Raw genomic sequence first — 12305 nt, 5'->3', positions numbered from 1 at the left:
GCCCCTTCCGGCCGGTCGCTCCCTTAGCGTGCGCGTCCGCCGCGCAGCTTGGATTTCTTGATCAGGCCTTCGTACTGGTGGGCCAGCAGGTGCGACTGGATCTGGGTGACCGTATCCATGGTCACGCTCACCACGATCAGGATCGAGGTGCCGCCCAGATAGAACGGCGCCTTGAAGTAGCCGATCAGCGCTTCCGGCATCAGACAGACCAGCGTGATGTACGCCGCGCCGATCACCGTCAGGCGGGTCAGCACATAGTCCAGGTACTCGGCCGTCCGCTTGCCCGGACGGATGCCCGGCAGGAAGCCGCCGTACTTGCGCAGGTTCTCGGCGGTGTCGTCCGGATTGAACACGACCGAGGTGTAGAAGAAGCAGAAGAAGATGATCAGCAGCGCATAGAGCACCATGAACGCCGGGCGTCCGTGCTGCAGTTGGCCGACCAGGCCGGGCAGCCATTGCGCCCAGGCCGGCAGGTCCGCGGTCGCCAGGAAGCCCATCGCCGTCGTCGGCAGCAGCAGCAGCGACGAGGCGAAGATCGGCGGGATGACGCCGGCGGTGTTGATCTTCAGCGGCAGGAACGAGGTGTCGCCGCCGAACATCCGGTTGCCCTGCTGACGCTTGGGATACTGGACCAGCAGGCGGCGCTGCGAGCGCTCCATGAAGACGATGGCGAACACGACGGCGATGGCCAGGGCGATGATCGCGAACATGGCGACGGCCGACAGCGAGCCGGTCCGCGTCATGGTGAACATCTGCCAGATCCCCTGCGGCAGGACCGCGACGATACCGGCGAAGATGATCAGCGAAACCCCGTTGCCGACCCCGCGGCTGGTGATCTGCTCGCCCAGCCACATCAGGAACAGCGTGCCGCCGGTCAGCGTCACGACCGTCGAGGCCAGGAAGAACGGGCCGGGATTCAGCACCAGGCCGGGGCTGTTCTGCAGCCCGGTGGCGATCGCGAAGGACTGGAACACCGCCAGGATCACGGTCAGGTAGCGGGTGTACTGGTTGAGCGTCTTGCGCCCGGCCTCCCCGCCTTCCTTGCGCAGCTTTTCCCAGGGCGGATAAACCGTCCCGAGCAGTTGAACGATGATCGAGGCCGAGATGTACGGCATCACGTTCAGCGAGAAGATCGCCATCCGCTCGACGGCGCCGCCCGAGAACATGTTGAACATGCCCAGGATGCCCTGCGCCTGGCCCTGGAAGGCCTGCGCGAACGCCGCCGGGTCGATCCCGGGAATCGGGATGTAGGTCCCGAGGCGATAGACGATCAGCGCACCCAGAGTGAAGAAGATGCGCTTGTGAAGCTCCGTCGCCTTCTGAAAGGCGCCGAAGTTCATGTTTGCTGCAAGCTGTTCGGCGGCCGAAGCCATTTAGAACCCCAGACTGAAGGACCGATCGTACATAGGGCGTCCGTCCTGCGCTGTCATCCGGCCCCCTTGCCTCACCCTGCCCGAACGTGCGGAACGAAGGTGCGTTGAGAGGGCCGGACAGTCAGCGTGGGTCCCCGCAAGGCGGGGATAAGCGGCTTACTCGGCGGCTTCGGCGGCGGCCGGAGCGGTCGTGACGACCTTGCCGCCAGCCTTCTCGACAGCGGCCTTGGCCGCGGCCGAAGCCGAATAGACGGTGATCTCGATCTTGGACTTCAGCTCGCCCTTGCCCAGCAGGCGCACGCCGTCCTTTTCACGACGCAGCACGCCGGCGGCGACCAGCGCCTTGCCGTCGATGGCCTTCTTGGCGTCGAGCTTGCCGGCGGCGATCGCCTGCTCCAGACGCCACAGGTTCACCTCGGCGAATTCCTTGGCGAAGGGGTTGTTGAAGCCGCGCTTCGGCATCCGCATGTGCAGCGGCATCTGGCCGCCCTCGAACCCGGCGATCGAGACGCCGGTGCGGGACTTCTGGCCCTTCACACCACGGCCGCCGGTCTTGCCCTTGCCCGAACCCGGGCCGCGGCCAACGCGCATGCGGTTCTTGGTGGAGCCTTCGCGGGGGCTCAGTTCGTTGAGCTTGGTCATATGACGCCTCTCCTTGGAGATCTGTCGCCCGGACGCATGCCCGGACTCGGCTGAAAACAAAACTTGGCCGCCGAAACGGCCGAAGAGGCGACGCTTTTGGCGCCGCCTCTCCTAAACGTCCAGTCGAAAGGCGCTTAGCCTTCGATCACTTCGACCATGTGATGGACCTTGGCGATCATCCCGCGCACGGACGGGCTGTCTTCCAGGACCGACACGCGGCCGATGCGGTTCAGGCCCAGGCCGATCAGGGTCGCGCGCTGGTCGCTCTTGCGGCGAATGGGGCTCGCCGTCTGACGAACGGTCACCTTAGCCATGGATTACTCTCCGTCAGCGGCGGCGACCGCAGCGCTGTCGGCCTTGCGGCCCAGCACGTCGGCGACCTTCTTGCCGCGCTTGGCGGCGACCTGGCGGGGCGAAGACTGAGCCTTCAGCGCCTCGAAGGTCGCACGCACCATGTTGTAGGGGTTCGACGAGCCGACCGACTTGCCCACGACGTCCTGGACGCCGAGGGTTTCGAGAACGGCGCGCATCGGACCGCCGGCGATGACGCCGGTGCCCGGAGGAGCCGAGCGGACCATGACCTTGCCGGCGCCCCAACGGCCGTTGCCGTCGTGGTGCAGGGTGCGGCTCTCGCGGAGCGGCACGCGGATCATCGACTTCTTGGCTTCCTCGGTCGCCTTGCGGATGGCTTCGGGCACTTCACGCGCCTTGCCATGACCGTAGCCGACGCGGCCCTTCTGATCGCCCACCACCATCAGGGCGGCGAACGAGAAGCGACGACCGCCCTTCACAGTGGCCGCGACGCGGTTGATGTGCACCAGCTTCTCGACGATGTCGGATTCGGCGCGCTCTTCCGCTTGATTGCCGCGGTTGCGGTCACGACGGCCTTGGCCGTCACCACCACGTTGTTCGTTTCCACGAGCCATCAGCGTACCCCTAGAAGTTCAGGCCGGCTTCGCGCGCGGCGTCGGCCAGGGCTTTCACCCGGCCGTGGTAGATGTAACCGCCACGATCGAAGACGACGTCCTTGACGCCCTTTTCGATGGCGCGTTGCGCCACGAGCGCGCCCACACGGGCGGCGGCGTCCCTGTCGGAACCCTTCTGCTTGTCGCCCTCGAGGGTCGAGGCGGCAGCCAGGGTCACGCCGCGCTCATCATCGATGACCTGGGCGTAGATGTTCTTGGACGAGCGGAAGACCGACAGACGCGGCCGACCATTCGCCACCGACCGCAGGCGGATGCGCGTGCGCTCGGCACGACGCTTGGCGGTGTCACGGGGTTTAAGAGCCATGGCCTACTTCTTCTTGCCTTCCTTGCGGCGAACCTTCTCGCCGGCATAACGGACGCCCTTGCCCTTGTAGGGTTCCGGCGGACGCAGGCGGCGGATCTTCGAAGCGATCTCGCCGACGGCTTGCTTGTCGATGCCCGAAATCTTGATTTCGGTCTGCTTCGGCGTGGCGAAGGTGATCCCGGCGGGCGGGGCCACATCCACGTCGTGGCTGAAGCCGAGCTGCATGGAGAGCGCCTGGCCCTTCATCGCCGCGCGATAACCGACGCCGACCAGTTCGAGGGTTTGCTCGAAGCCTTGCGTGACGCCGGTGACCATGTTGCTCACCAGGGTGCGCGACAGGCCCCACATGGCTTGCGCCCGGGTGCTGTCGACGCGCTTGGAGAGCTGGAGCTCAGCCCCCTCCTGCTTGACTTCGATTTCGTCGGCCACGGTCCAGGCGAGCTGGCCCTTGGGGCCCTTCACCGTGACGGTCTGGCCGTCGATGGTCACCGTCACGCCCGAAGGGACGGCGACCGCCTTCTTTCCAATCCGCGACATCTTAGTAGACCCGCAACAGGACTTCGCCGCCCACGTTCGCGTCACGCGCGGCCGTGTCCGACATGACGCCCTTCGGCGTCGACAGGATCGAGATCCCCAGGCCGTTCTTGATCGGCTTCAGGTCCTTGATCGACGAATAGACGCGGCGGCCCGGCTTCGAGATGCGCCGGATCTCAGCGATCACCGGCTGGCCGTCGAAGTACTTCAGCTCGATCTCGAACTCCGGGAACGCGCCCGGCTTCTGAACGAGTTGGTAGCCGCGGATGTAGCCTTCCTCGGCGAGCACGTCGAGAACGCGCGCGCGCATCCTCGAGGCCGGCGTGGAAACCTTCGAACGGCCGCGGGTCGCGGCGTTCTTGATGCGGGCGATCATATCGCCAACGGGGTCGTTCACCATGAGACCCTCCTCACCAGCTCGACTTGACGAGGCCAGGAATCTGGCCATTGGAGCCCAGTTCGCGCAGCGCGATCCGGCTCATCTTCAGCTTGCGGTAGTAGGCGCGCGGACGGCCCGTGACTTCGCAGCGGTTACGGATGCGGGTCTTGGACGAGTTACGCGGCAGTTCGGCGAGCTTCAGACGCGCTTCGAAGCGTTCTTCGAGCGGCAGGCTCTCGTCGTTGGCGATCGCCTTGAGTTCTTCGCGCTTGCCAGCGAATTGCTTCACCAGCTTGCGGACCATCTCGTTGCGATTGACAGCGCTTTTCTTGGCCATTTGTTCTTTCCTTCCCGCCGCTTACGCTTGAACGAACGGGAACTGGAATTCCTTGAGAAGCGCACGCGCTTCGTCGTCGGTCTTCGCAGTCGTGGCGACGATGATGTCCATGCCCCACATCTGATCGATTTGGTCGTAGTTGATCTCCGGGAACACGATGTGTTCCTTCAGACCCATGGCGTAGTTGCCACGACCGTCGAACGAGGTGGGCTTCAGGCCCCGGAAGTCCTTCACGCGCGGCAGCGCGATCGTGATCAGGCGGTCCAGAAACTCGTACATGCGATCCTTGCGAAGGGTCACCTTCGCGCCGACCACCATGCCTTCGCGCAGCTTGAAGCCGGCGATGGAATTGCGGGCCTTGGTCGCGACCGGCTTCTGGCCGGCGATCTTCGCCAGGTCGGCGATGGCGGCCTGGACCTTCTTGGAGTCGGTGACGGCTTCGCCGATGCCCATGTTCAGGACGATCTTGTCCAGCTTGGGGATCTGCATCTCGTTCGTGTAGCCGAACTGTTCCTTCATCGCGGCGCGGATGCGCGCGCGATATTCGGACTTAAGCCGGGGTTCGTAAGCTTGCTCAGCCATTGATCACCTCACCGGTCGTCTTGGCGACGCGGACCTTCTTGTCGCCTTCGACCCGGAAGCCGACGCGGGTCGGCTTGCCCTTGGAATCGACGATGGCCACGTTCGAGATGTGGATCGCCGCTTCCTTGTTCTTGATGCCGCCCTGCGGATCGGTCTGCGTCGGACGGGTGTGGCGCTGAACCATGTTCAGGCCTTCGACCACGACGCGGTCTTCCTTCGGCAGCACGCGCAGGACGGCGCCTTGACGGCCCTTGTCCTTGCCCGTGAGGACGACGACGCGGTCGCCCTTCTTGATCTTCGCGGCCATCACAGCACCTCGGGGGCGAGCGAAATGATCTTCATGTGGTTCTTGGCGCGCAGTTCGCGGGGAACCGGGCCAAAGATCCGCGTGCCGATCGGCTCGGATTGCTTGTTCACGATCACGGCGGCGTTCTTGTCGAACCGGATCACCGACCCGTCCTTGCGCTTGATCGCCGAGGACGTGCGCACGACGATCGCCTGCAGCACGTCACCCTTCTTCACTCGACCGCGCGGGATCGCTTCCTTCACGGAGACGACAATCTTGTCGCCAACGCCGGCGTATCGACGGCCTGCGCCACCGAGCACCTTGATGCACATCACACGACGGGCGCCGGAATTGTCGGCGACCTCGAGGTTAGTCTGCATCTGAATCATGGGATGAGACTTTCTTTAGGAGGCTTGCTGGTCAGCGCCCTTCGGCAGCGCTTCCCAGGTCTTGGTTTTCGACTTCGGCGCGCATTCGATGATGCGCGCGATGTCGCCGGCCTTGTAGACGTTAGCCTCGTCATGGGCGTGGTACTTCTTCGACCGACGGACGGTCTTCTTCAGCACCGGATGCAGGAAGGTACGCTCGACCTTCACCACGATCGTCTTGTCGCCCTTGTCCGAGACGACGACGCCTTCGAGAATTCGCTTCGGCATGTTCGTTGTCTCCTTAGGCCGCGGTCTGCTTGGCGCGCAGGACGGTCTTGATCCGCGCGATGTCCTTGCGGACCTCGTCCACGCGGTGGGTCTTCTCGACCTGGCCCGTCGCCGCCTGGAAGCGCAGGTTGAACTGCTCTTTCTTCAGGTTCAGCAGAGCCTCGCCGAGTTGGTCGGGCGTCATGCCCCGGATATCGTCGATCTTCATCACGCGTGCTCCACGGCGGCGTCGATGCGGGTGACGATGCGGGTCTTCACCGGAAGCTTGGCGGCGCCGAGGCGCAGGGCTTCACGGGCGACATCGTCCGGCACGCCGTCGATTTCAAACATGATACGGCCAGGGTGAACGCGCGCGGCCCAGTACTCGACCGCGCCCTTGCCCTTACCCATCCGCACTTCAGCCGGCTTGTCGGTGACCGGAACGTCCGGGAAGATCCGGATCCACACGCGACCTTGGCGCTTCATCTGGCGAGTGATCGCCCGACGAGCCGCTTCGATCTGGCGCGCGGTGATGCGTTCCGGTTCGACGGACTTCAGACCGTAGGAACCAAAGTTCAGCGAGAAGCCGCCTTTGGCCGTTCCGTGGATCTTGCCCTTGAACTGCTTGCGGTACTTGGTCTTCTTCGGAGACAGCATGGCTCTACCTTAGGCTCCAGCTTGCTCGCGACGGTCGCGGCGCGGACCGCGGTCGCCGCGGTCGCCACGTTCACGTCCGCCGCCCTCGCCGGCCGGGCCGGATTCCGTGGCCAGGCGCTTGTCGAGAGCCATCGGGTCGTGGTCCAGGACCTCGCCCTTGAAGACCCACACCTTCACGCCGATGATGCCGTAGGTGGTCGAGGCTTCGGTCACGCCGTAGTCGATGTCGGCCCGCAGGGTGTGACGCGGAACGCGGCCCTCGTGGTACGACTCGGTACGGGCGATTTCGGCGCCGCCCAGACGGCCGGCGACTTCGATGCGCATGCCCTTGGCGCCCAGACGCATCGCGCTTTGCAGCGAACGCTTCATGGCGCGACGGAAGGCGACGCGGCGCTCGAGCTGCTGGGCGATGTTCTCGGCCACCAGTTGGGCGTCGGTTTCCGGCTTGCGGATCTCGACGATGTTCAGGTGAACTTCGCCTTCGGTGATCGCCGCAACGTCCTTGCGCAGCTTGTCGATGTCCGCGCCCTTCTTGCCGATGATCACGCCGGGGCGCGCGGCATAGATGGTGATGCGGCACTTCTTGTGCGGACGCTCGATGATGATCCGCGAAACGCCGGCTTGATACAGGCGCTTCTTGAGCTGCTTGCGGATCTTGATGTCCTCATGCAGGAGCTTGCCGTAGTCCGCCTTCTTGGCGAACCAGCGCGAGTCCCACGTGCGGTTGATGCCGAGGCGAAGCCCGACCGGATTGACTTTCTGACCCATCAGGCGGCCTCACCCAATTCGCGGACCACGATGGTGATCTCGCTGAACGGCTTTTCGATGCGCGAAGCACGACCGCGAGCGCGGGCGGCGAAGCGCTTCATCACCAGGTTCTTGCCCACGAAGGCCTCGGCGACGACCAGGTTGTCGATGTCGAGGTTGTGGTTGTTTTCGGCGTTCGAGATGGCCGAGTAGAGCGCCTTGCGCACATCGCGGGCGATGCGCTTGTGGCTGAACTCCAGCTCGTTGAGGGCGCGTTGCACCTTCAGGCCGCGGATCGACTGAGCCACGAGGTTCAGCTTGCGCGGGCTGGTGCGGAGCGTCGTCACCTTGGCCATCGCCTCAACGCCGGTGAGCCGGCGTGCTTTAGCTTGCTTTGCCATGGTTACTTCCTCTTGGCCTTCTTGTCGGCGGCGTGGCCGGGGAAGTACCGGGTCGGAGCGAACTCACCGAGCTTCATGCCGACCATGTCTTCGCTGATCAGCACGGGAACGTGCTTCTGGCCGTTGTGGACGCCGAAGGTCAGGCCGACGAACTGCGGCATGATGGTCGAGCGGCGCGACCAGGTCTTGATGACGTCCTTGCGGCCGGACGACTGAGCGTTGTCGGCCTTCTTGAGGAGGTATCCGTCGACGAACGGACCTTTCCAGACGGAACGGGTCATGGCTTAACGAGCCTTCCGAGCGTGGCGCGAACGGATGATGTACTTATCCGTCGCCTTGTTGGAGCGGGTCTTGGAGCCCTTGGTCGGCTTGCCCCACGGGGTGACCGGGTGGCGACCGCCGGAGGTGCGGCCTTCACCGCCGCCGTGCGGGTGATCGACCGGGTTCATGACGACGCCGCGGACGTGCGGGCGGAAGCCCATGTGGCGGGTGCGGCCGGCCTTGCCCAGGACCTGGTTCATGTGGTCCTGGTTCGACACCGCGCCGACCGTGGCCATGCAGGTGTCCTGAACCATCCGCAGTTCGCCCGAGCCGAGACGGATCTGGGCGTAGCCCGCGTCACGGCCGACCAACTGGGCGTAGGCGCCAGCCGAGCGGGCGATCTGACCGCCCTTGAGGGGCTTCAGCTCGATGTTGTGGATGATCGTGCCGATCGGCATGCCGCGCAGCGGCATGGCGTTCCCCGGCTTCACGTCGGCCTTTTCGGCGGCGATGACGACGTCACCGGCCTTCAGGCGTTGCGGGGCCAGGATGTAGGCCAGCTCGCCGTCCTCATACTTGATGAGGGCGATGAACGCGGTGCGGTTCGGGTCGTACTCGAGACGCTGGACCGTGGCCGGCACGTCGAACTTGCGACGCTTGAAGTCGACCTTGCGGTACAGGCGCTTGGCGCCGCCGCCGCGGAAGCGGACGGCGATACGGCCGTTGCCGCCACGACCGCCCGACTTGGTCAGGCCCTCGACGAGCGACTTTTCCGGACGACCCTTGTGGAGCTCGGACCGGTCGACCAGCACGAGGCCGCGGCGGCCCGGCGAGGTCGGATTGAATTGCTTCAGAGCCATTGAACTAGAGCCCCGTGGTGATGTCGATCGACTGGCCTTCGGCCAGGGTCACGACAGCTTTCTTGACGTCCGAGCGACGGCCCGGACGGCCGCGGAAACGCTTGGTCTTGCCCTTGACGACCAAGGTGTTGACCTTGGTGACATTGACCTTGAACAGCGCTTCGACAGCGGCGGCGATTTCGTCCTTGGTCGCATCCTTGGCGACGCGGAAGACGACCTTGTTCTGCTCGGAGAGCAGCGTGGCCTTTTCCGTGATCACCGGCGACAGGATCGCATCGTAGTGGCGGGCGACGGGGTCGGCCATTACGCAGCTTCCTTCTCAGCAAAGCGCGCATTGATCGCTTCGACCGCGTCCTTGGTGAGGACCAGGGTGTGGCGACGCAGCACGTCGTAGACGTTCAGGCCGGCGTTCGGCAGCACATCCACGTTCGGGATGTTGCGAGCGGCCATCGCGAAGTTCGCGTCGACCTCGGGGCCGGCGATGACCAGCGCGTTCTTCAGGCCGATCTTGTCGAAGTTGGCGCGCAGGGCCGAGGTCTTCACCTCGGTCAGGGCGACGCTGTCGACGACGACCAGCGAACCCGACTTGACCTTCGAGGACAGCGCGTGGCGCAGGGCCAGGGCGCGGAACTTCTTGGTCAGGTCGAAGGCGTGGCTGCGCACGACCGGGCCGTGAGCCTTGGCGCCGCCGACGAACTGAGCCGCACGACGCGAGCCGTGACGGGCGCCGCCGGTGCCCTTCTGCTTGTACATCTTCTTGCCCGTACGAGAGACCTCGTTGCGGACCTGGATCTTGTGGGTGCCGGCGCGGCGCTTGGCGAGTTGCCAGGTGACCATGCGCTGGAGGATGTCCCCGCGGATCTCGTCGATGCCGAACACGGCGTCAGACAGTTCGACCGAACCGCCCTTCGCGCCGTCGAGTTTGATGACGTCGAGTTTCATTACTGTTCTTCGCCCCCAGCTTGCGGCGCTTCAGCCGGAGCCTCGTCCACCGCAGGAGCCTCAGCAGCCGGAGCCGCAGCCGCCTGGCCAGCCTTGCGGAAGCCGCCCGGGATCGGGGCTTCAGCCGGACGAGCCGACTTCACCGCGTCGCGGATCTTCACGTAGGTGCCCTCGGTGCCGGGCACGGCGCCCTTCACGAGGATCAGGCCACGCTCGGCGTCGACCTTCCAGACGGTGACGTTGAGGGTGGTGACGGTCTCTTGGCCGAGATGGCCGGCCATCTTCTTGTTCTTGAAGGTCTTGCCCGGATCCTGGCGGTTACCGGTCGAACCGTGGGCCCGGTGCGAGACCGAGACGCCGTGGGTCGCGCGCATGCCGCCGAAGTTCCAGCGCTTCATGGCGCCGGCGAAACCCTTACCGACCGTGAGGGCGGTGACGTCGACCTTCTGGCCGGCGACGAAGTGGTCGGCGGTGAACTCCGCGCCGACTTCGATCAGGTTCTCTTCGGTGACGCGGAACTCCGCGACTTCGCGCTTGGGCTCGACCTGAGCCTTGGCGAAGTGACCACGCATGGCCTTCGAAGTGTTCTTGGCCTTCTTGGCGCCAGCACCGAGCTGGAGAGCCACATAGCCGTCTTTGTCCTGGGTGCGCTGACCCGTGACCTGGCAGCCGTCGAGGCTGAGCACGGTCACCGGAACATGGACGCCGCCTTCATCGAAGAAGCGAGCCATACCCAGTTTCTTGGCGATCACGCCGGTACGCATCGACCGATCCCCTCTTAAAGCTTGATCTCGACGTCCACGCCGGCGGACAGGTCGAGCTTCATCAGCGCGTCCACGGTCTGCGGGGTGGGATCGACGATATCGAGCACGCGCTTGTGCGTGCGGATTTCGAACTGCTCGCGCGACTTCTTGTCGACGTGCGGCGAGCGGTTGACGGTGAATTTTTCGATTTGCGTCGGCAGGGGGATGGGCCCCCGGACGGTCGCGCCGGTGCGCTTAGCCGTATTGACGATCTCGCGTGTGGAATGGTCCAGCACGCGGTGATCGAAGGCTTTGAGCCGGATGCGGATGTTCTGACGATCCATATCGCTCTTTAGTTTCCCCTACAGACGACGAACGTCCGCGTGACATTGACCATTTCAAAGACCAACCCGAGCGCCTCGGAAGAGACGCACGTACGCGTAAGTCCGCAAAAACGACGTGAGCCCGCGCGAACGCTTCGCGTGGGCCCTGCCCCGAAACTCCGGTTTCCACCGATTTTCGGGCCGTTCTGCGAACCGCGTCTGTGCTTCAAATCACTTCGAAGCACACAGCCGGTCCAACAGGAGGCGCGTCTATACGTGTGCGACTCGCCGGCGTCAAGGCTTGCGAGCGCGCGGACGCGCCAAACCCCTAGCCGATGATGACGTCGCCCGAGCCGACGACCGCCTTGGACACCGCGCCCTTCACGGCCTTGACCTTGACGTCGCCCGAGCCGGCGATGCGGGCCTTCAGCGACTCCGCGGCGCCGTCGACGTCGACGCTGCCCGAACCGGCGACCGAAACGCTCATCGCCCCGACCCGGCCGCCGGCGACCTTCACGTCGCCCGACCCGGCGATCTTGACGTCGAGGGCGCCGTCCACCGACGCGGCCCAGACATCGCCGGAACCTGCCATGTTGACGTCCATGCCGCCCCTCACCGCCTGGGTCTTGATGTCGCCCGAACCGGCGACCCGCAGGCTCGCCCGGCCGACGCTGCCGACATAGGTGTCGCCCGATCCGGCCTGATTCAGTTTCAGCTCGCCGGCGACATTGGCCACCGTCCAGTCGCCGCATCCGGCGTTGGAGAGGCGCAGGCTGTCGGACTTGCCGATGGCCCCGAACACCGCGCCGCCGCTGTCCAGATCCACGGCCCGCGGCGTGCGGATCACGATCTGCGGCATATTGGCGTAGGCCACCGCCCCGACGCCGGCGACGCTGACCGAGGCGCGCGTCCCCTCCCCCTGGCAATTGCGGATCTTGTGGTCGAGCTTGCCGTCGACGATGACGCGGCCGCCGTCGGACCTGACCTGCAGCGGCAGGTTGGGATGGCTGGAGAGGACCTCGACCTTGATGTCGCTGCGGGCTTCCGGGATCACCGTGACGCGCACGACCGCGTCCTTGATCTCGACGGAAGGCTGCGCCGCCTGGGCCGCGCCGGCGCAGAGCGCGACGCCAAGCCCCAGGAAAATCACCGGAAGACGCATGGGTCTCCTCCGTTCTGCTGAACAACCTTGGGGAGACGGTACGGCCCGCGCCAGCGAGGGTCAGCTTAATTCCGGGTCATGACCTAAGCTTCATCTTCCGCCCCTGGCGCATCAAAAAGGCCGCCGAGGTTTCCCCCGGCGGCCTGATGGT

The 12305-nt window shown here is 65.1% G+C and carries 23 protein-coding genes; all 23 read right to left on the bottom strand.

Features of this window, described 5'->3' with window-relative positions; genetic code table 11:
- Nucleotides 1–23: 23 nt before the first annotated feature.
- Nucleotides 24–1373 carry a preprotein translocase subunit SecY gene (secY, locus tag RTL41_RS20035; RefSeq protein ID WP_312167025.1) on the bottom strand — a complete coding sequence of 450 codons (1350 nt, stop codon included), beginning with the start codon at nucleotides 1371–1373 and terminating at the stop codon, nucleotides 24–26.
- Nucleotides 1374–1529: 156 nt separating this feature from the next.
- Nucleotides 1530–2015, bottom strand: coding sequence for a 50S ribosomal protein L15 (gene rplO / locus RTL41_RS20030; RefSeq protein ID WP_312167023.1), 486 nt, complete (start codon nucleotides 2013–2015; stop codon nucleotides 1530–1532).
- A 134-nt stretch (nucleotides 2016–2149) separates the two neighbouring features.
- The gene (gene rpmD, locus RTL41_RS20025) at nucleotides 2150–2329 is read right to left on the bottom strand and encodes a 50S ribosomal protein L30 (RefSeq protein WP_056018105.1); all 180 of its coding nucleotides are present in this window, start codon (nucleotides 2327–2329) and stop codon (nucleotides 2150–2152) included.
- A gap of 3 nt (nucleotides 2330–2332) precedes the next feature.
- Nucleotides 2333–2941, bottom strand: coding sequence for a 30S ribosomal protein S5 (rpsE, locus tag RTL41_RS20020; protein WP_056018103.1), 609 nt, complete (start codon nucleotides 2939–2941; stop codon nucleotides 2333–2335).
- Between the two features lie 10 nt (nucleotides 2942–2951).
- Nucleotides 2952–3305 carry a 50S ribosomal protein L18 gene (rplR, locus tag RTL41_RS20015; protein WP_312167021.1) on the bottom strand — a complete coding sequence of 118 codons (354 nt, stop codon included), beginning with the start codon at nucleotides 3303–3305 and terminating at the stop codon, nucleotides 2952–2954.
- A 3-nt stretch (nucleotides 3306–3308) separates the two neighbouring features.
- Complete coding sequence (gene rplF, locus RTL41_RS20010) at nucleotides 3309–3842, bottom strand: 50S ribosomal protein L6 (protein ID WP_312167020.1); 534 nt, start codon at nucleotides 3840–3842, stop codon at nucleotides 3309–3311.
- A gap of 1 nt (nucleotide 3843) precedes the next feature.
- Complete coding sequence (gene rpsH / locus RTL41_RS20005) at nucleotides 3844–4287, bottom strand: 30S ribosomal protein S8 (RefSeq protein WP_312167019.1); 444 nt, start codon at nucleotides 4285–4287, stop codon at nucleotides 3844–3846.
- The gene (rpsN, locus tag RTL41_RS20000) at nucleotides 4250–4555 is read right to left on the bottom strand and encodes a 30S ribosomal protein S14 (RefSeq protein ID WP_312167017.1); all 306 of its coding nucleotides are present in this window, start codon (nucleotides 4553–4555) and stop codon (nucleotides 4250–4252) included. The genes rpsH and rpsN overlap by 38 nt, the downstream gene beginning before the upstream one ends.
- A gap of 21 nt (nucleotides 4556–4576) precedes the next feature.
- On the bottom strand, nucleotides 4577–5137 hold the full coding sequence (gene rplE / locus RTL41_RS19995) for a 50S ribosomal protein L5 (RefSeq protein ID WP_312167015.1): 561 nt from the start codon (nucleotides 5135–5137) through the stop codon (nucleotides 4577–4579).
- Nucleotides 5130–5444, bottom strand: a complete 315-nt coding sequence (rplX, locus tag RTL41_RS19990) for a 50S ribosomal protein L24 (protein WP_269626211.1) — start codon at nucleotides 5442–5444, stop codon at nucleotides 5130–5132. Before rplX ends, rplE begins: the two co-directional genes overlap by 8 nt.
- Nucleotides 5444–5812, bottom strand: coding sequence for a 50S ribosomal protein L14 (rplN, locus tag RTL41_RS19985; protein WP_056018090.1), 369 nt, complete (start codon nucleotides 5810–5812; stop codon nucleotides 5444–5446). Before rplN ends, rplX begins: the two co-directional genes overlap by 1 nt.
- 15 nt (nucleotides 5813–5827) lie before the next feature.
- Nucleotides 5828–6079: a 30S ribosomal protein S17 gene (gene rpsQ, locus RTL41_RS19980; RefSeq protein WP_056018088.1), complete on the bottom strand. Its 252-nt coding sequence runs from the start codon at nucleotides 6077–6079 to the stop codon at nucleotides 5828–5830.
- 13 nt (nucleotides 6080–6092) lie between these two features.
- Nucleotides 6093–6287 carry a 50S ribosomal protein L29 gene (gene rpmC / locus RTL41_RS19975; RefSeq protein WP_312167006.1) on the bottom strand — a complete coding sequence of 65 codons (195 nt, stop codon included), beginning with the start codon at nucleotides 6285–6287 and terminating at the stop codon, nucleotides 6093–6095.
- Nucleotides 6287–6715 carry a 50S ribosomal protein L16 gene (gene rplP / locus RTL41_RS19970; RefSeq protein WP_312167004.1) on the bottom strand — a complete coding sequence of 143 codons (429 nt, stop codon included), beginning with the start codon at nucleotides 6713–6715 and terminating at the stop codon, nucleotides 6287–6289. Before rplP ends, rpmC begins: the two co-directional genes overlap by 1 nt.
- Before the next feature lie 9 nt (nucleotides 6716–6724).
- Nucleotides 6725–7483, bottom strand: a complete 759-nt coding sequence (gene rpsC / locus RTL41_RS19965; RefSeq protein ID WP_056018083.1) for a 30S ribosomal protein S3 — start codon at nucleotides 7481–7483, stop codon at nucleotides 6725–6727.
- Nucleotides 7483–7863: a 50S ribosomal protein L22 gene (rplV, locus tag RTL41_RS19960; RefSeq protein ID WP_056018081.1), complete on the bottom strand. Its 381-nt coding sequence runs from the start codon at nucleotides 7861–7863 to the stop codon at nucleotides 7483–7485. Before rplV ends, rpsC begins: the two co-directional genes overlap by 1 nt.
- A 2-nt stretch (nucleotides 7864–7865) precedes the next feature.
- Entirely contained in the window at nucleotides 7866–8144 is a 279-nt protein-coding gene (gene rpsS, locus RTL41_RS19955; RefSeq protein ID WP_312167001.1) for a 30S ribosomal protein S19, read from the bottom strand.
- Nucleotides 8145–8147: 3 nt separating this feature from the next.
- A complete protein-coding gene (gene rplB, locus RTL41_RS19950; protein WP_312166999.1) occupies nucleotides 8148–8984 on the bottom strand; it encodes a 50S ribosomal protein L2 in 837 nt (278 codons plus the stop codon).
- A 4-nt stretch (nucleotides 8985–8988) separates the two neighbouring features.
- Nucleotides 8989–9288, bottom strand: coding sequence for a 50S ribosomal protein L23 (locus RTL41_RS19945; RefSeq protein ID WP_312166998.1), 300 nt, complete (start codon nucleotides 9286–9288; stop codon nucleotides 8989–8991).
- Entirely contained in the window at nucleotides 9288–9926 is a 639-nt protein-coding gene (rplD, locus tag RTL41_RS19940) for a 50S ribosomal protein L4 (protein ID WP_312166996.1), read from the bottom strand. Before rplD ends, RTL41_RS19945 begins: the two co-directional genes overlap by 1 nt.
- Nucleotides 9926–10690, bottom strand: a complete 765-nt coding sequence (rplC, locus tag RTL41_RS19935; protein WP_312166995.1) for a 50S ribosomal protein L3 — start codon at nucleotides 10688–10690, stop codon at nucleotides 9926–9928. Before rplC ends, rplD begins: the two co-directional genes overlap by 1 nt.
- Nucleotides 10691–10704: 14 nt before the next feature.
- Nucleotides 10705–11013: a 30S ribosomal protein S10 gene (rpsJ, locus tag RTL41_RS19930; protein ID WP_056018070.1), complete on the bottom strand. Its 309-nt coding sequence runs from the start codon at nucleotides 11011–11013 to the stop codon at nucleotides 10705–10707.
- A 307-nt stretch (nucleotides 11014–11320) separates the two neighbouring features.
- On the bottom strand, nucleotides 11321–12154 hold the full coding sequence (locus RTL41_RS19925) for a GIN domain-containing protein (protein ID WP_312166993.1): 834 nt from the start codon (nucleotides 12152–12154) through the stop codon (nucleotides 11321–11323).
- Between the last annotated feature and the right edge of the window lie 151 nt (nucleotides 12155–12305).

This window comes from Phenylobacterium sp., from assembly GCF_031984885.1.
GTDB lineage: Bacteria > Pseudomonadota > Alphaproteobacteria > Caulobacterales > Caulobacteraceae > Phenylobacterium.
Note: the sequence above shows the minus strand (reverse complement) of the source record. Positions and strands in the feature narration are given on the sequence as shown.

Excerpts from the sequence above, each read along its gene's own strand:
- rplC (WP_312166995.1), bottom strand. The coding sequence starts at position 10,690 with ATGCGTACCGGCGTGATCGCCAAGAAACTGGGTATGGCTCGCTTCTTC.
- rpsJ (WP_056018070.1), bottom strand. The coding sequence starts at position 11,013 with ATGGATCGTCAGAACATCCGCATCCGGCTCAAAGCCTTCGATCACCGC.
- rplP (WP_312167004.1), bottom strand. The coding sequence starts at position 6,715 with ATGCTGTCTCCGAAGAAGACCAAGTACCGCAAGCAGTTCAAGGGCAAG.
- rplD (WP_312166996.1), bottom strand. The coding sequence starts at position 9,926 with ATGAAACTCGACGTCATCAAACTCGACGGCGCGAAGGGCGGTTCGGTC.
- rpsN (WP_312167017.1), bottom strand. The coding sequence starts at position 4,555 with ATGGCCAAGAAAAGCGCTGTCAATCGCAACGAGATGGTCCGCAAGCTG.
- rplO (WP_312167023.1), bottom strand. The coding sequence starts at position 2,015 with ATGACCAAGCTCAACGAACTGAGCCCCCGCGAAGGCTCCACCAAGAAC.
- secY (WP_312167025.1), bottom strand. The coding sequence starts at position 1,373 with ATGGCTTCGGCCGCCGAACAGCTTGCAGCAAACATGAACTTCGGCGCC.
- rplN (WP_056018090.1), bottom strand. The coding sequence starts at position 5,812 with ATGATTCAGATGCAGACTAACCTCGAGGTCGCCGACAATTCCGGCGCC.
- RTL41_RS19945 (WP_312166998.1), bottom strand. The coding sequence starts at position 9,288 with ATGGCCGACCCCGTCGCCCGCCACTACGATGCGATCCTGTCGCCGGTG.
- rpsH (WP_312167019.1), bottom strand. The coding sequence starts at position 4,287 with ATGGCCAGATTCCTGGCCTCGTCAAGTCGAGCTGGTGAGGAGGGTCTC.
- rplX (WP_269626211.1), bottom strand. The coding sequence starts at position 5,444 with ATGGCCGCGAAGATCAAGAAGGGCGACCGCGTCGTCGTCCTCACGGGC.
- rpsS (WP_312167001.1), bottom strand. The coding sequence starts at position 8,144 with ATGACCCGTTCCGTCTGGAAAGGTCCGTTCGTCGACGGATACCTCCTC.
- rpmC (WP_312167006.1), bottom strand. The coding sequence starts at position 6,287 with ATGAAGATCGACGATATCCGGGGCATGACGCCCGACCAACTCGGCGAG.
- rpsQ (WP_056018088.1), bottom strand. The coding sequence starts at position 6,079 with ATGCCGAAGCGAATTCTCGAAGGCGTCGTCGTCTCGGACAAGGGCGAC.
- rplV (WP_056018081.1), bottom strand. The coding sequence starts at position 7,863 with ATGGCAAAGCAAGCTAAAGCACGCCGGCTCACCGGCGTTGAGGCGATG.
- rpsC (WP_056018083.1), bottom strand. The coding sequence starts at position 7,483 with ATGGGTCAGAAAGTCAATCCGGTCGGGCTTCGCCTCGGCATCAACCGC.
- RTL41_RS19925 (WP_312166993.1), bottom strand. The coding sequence starts at position 12,154 with ATGCGTCTTCCGGTGATTTTCCTGGGGCTTGGCGTCGCGCTCTGCGCC.
- rplE (WP_312167015.1), bottom strand. The coding sequence starts at position 5,137 with ATGGCTGAGCAAGCTTACGAACCCCGGCTTAAGTCCGAATATCGCGCG.
- rplB (WP_312166999.1), bottom strand. The coding sequence starts at position 8,984 with ATGGCTCTGAAGCAATTCAATCCGACCTCGCCGGGCCGCCGCGGCCTC.
- rplF (WP_312167020.1), bottom strand. The coding sequence starts at position 3,842 with ATGTCGCGGATTGGAAAGAAGGCGGTCGCCGTCCCTTCGGGCGTGACG.
- rpmD (WP_056018105.1), bottom strand. The coding sequence starts at position 2,329 with ATGGCTAAGGTGACCGTTCGTCAGACGGCGAGCCCCATTCGCCGCAAG.
- rplR (WP_312167021.1), bottom strand. The coding sequence starts at position 3,305 with ATGGCTCTTAAACCCCGTGACACCGCCAAGCGTCGTGCCGAGCGCACG.
- rpsE (WP_056018103.1), bottom strand. The coding sequence starts at position 2,941 with ATGGCTCGTGGAAACGAACAACGTGGTGGTGACGGCCAAGGCCGTCGT.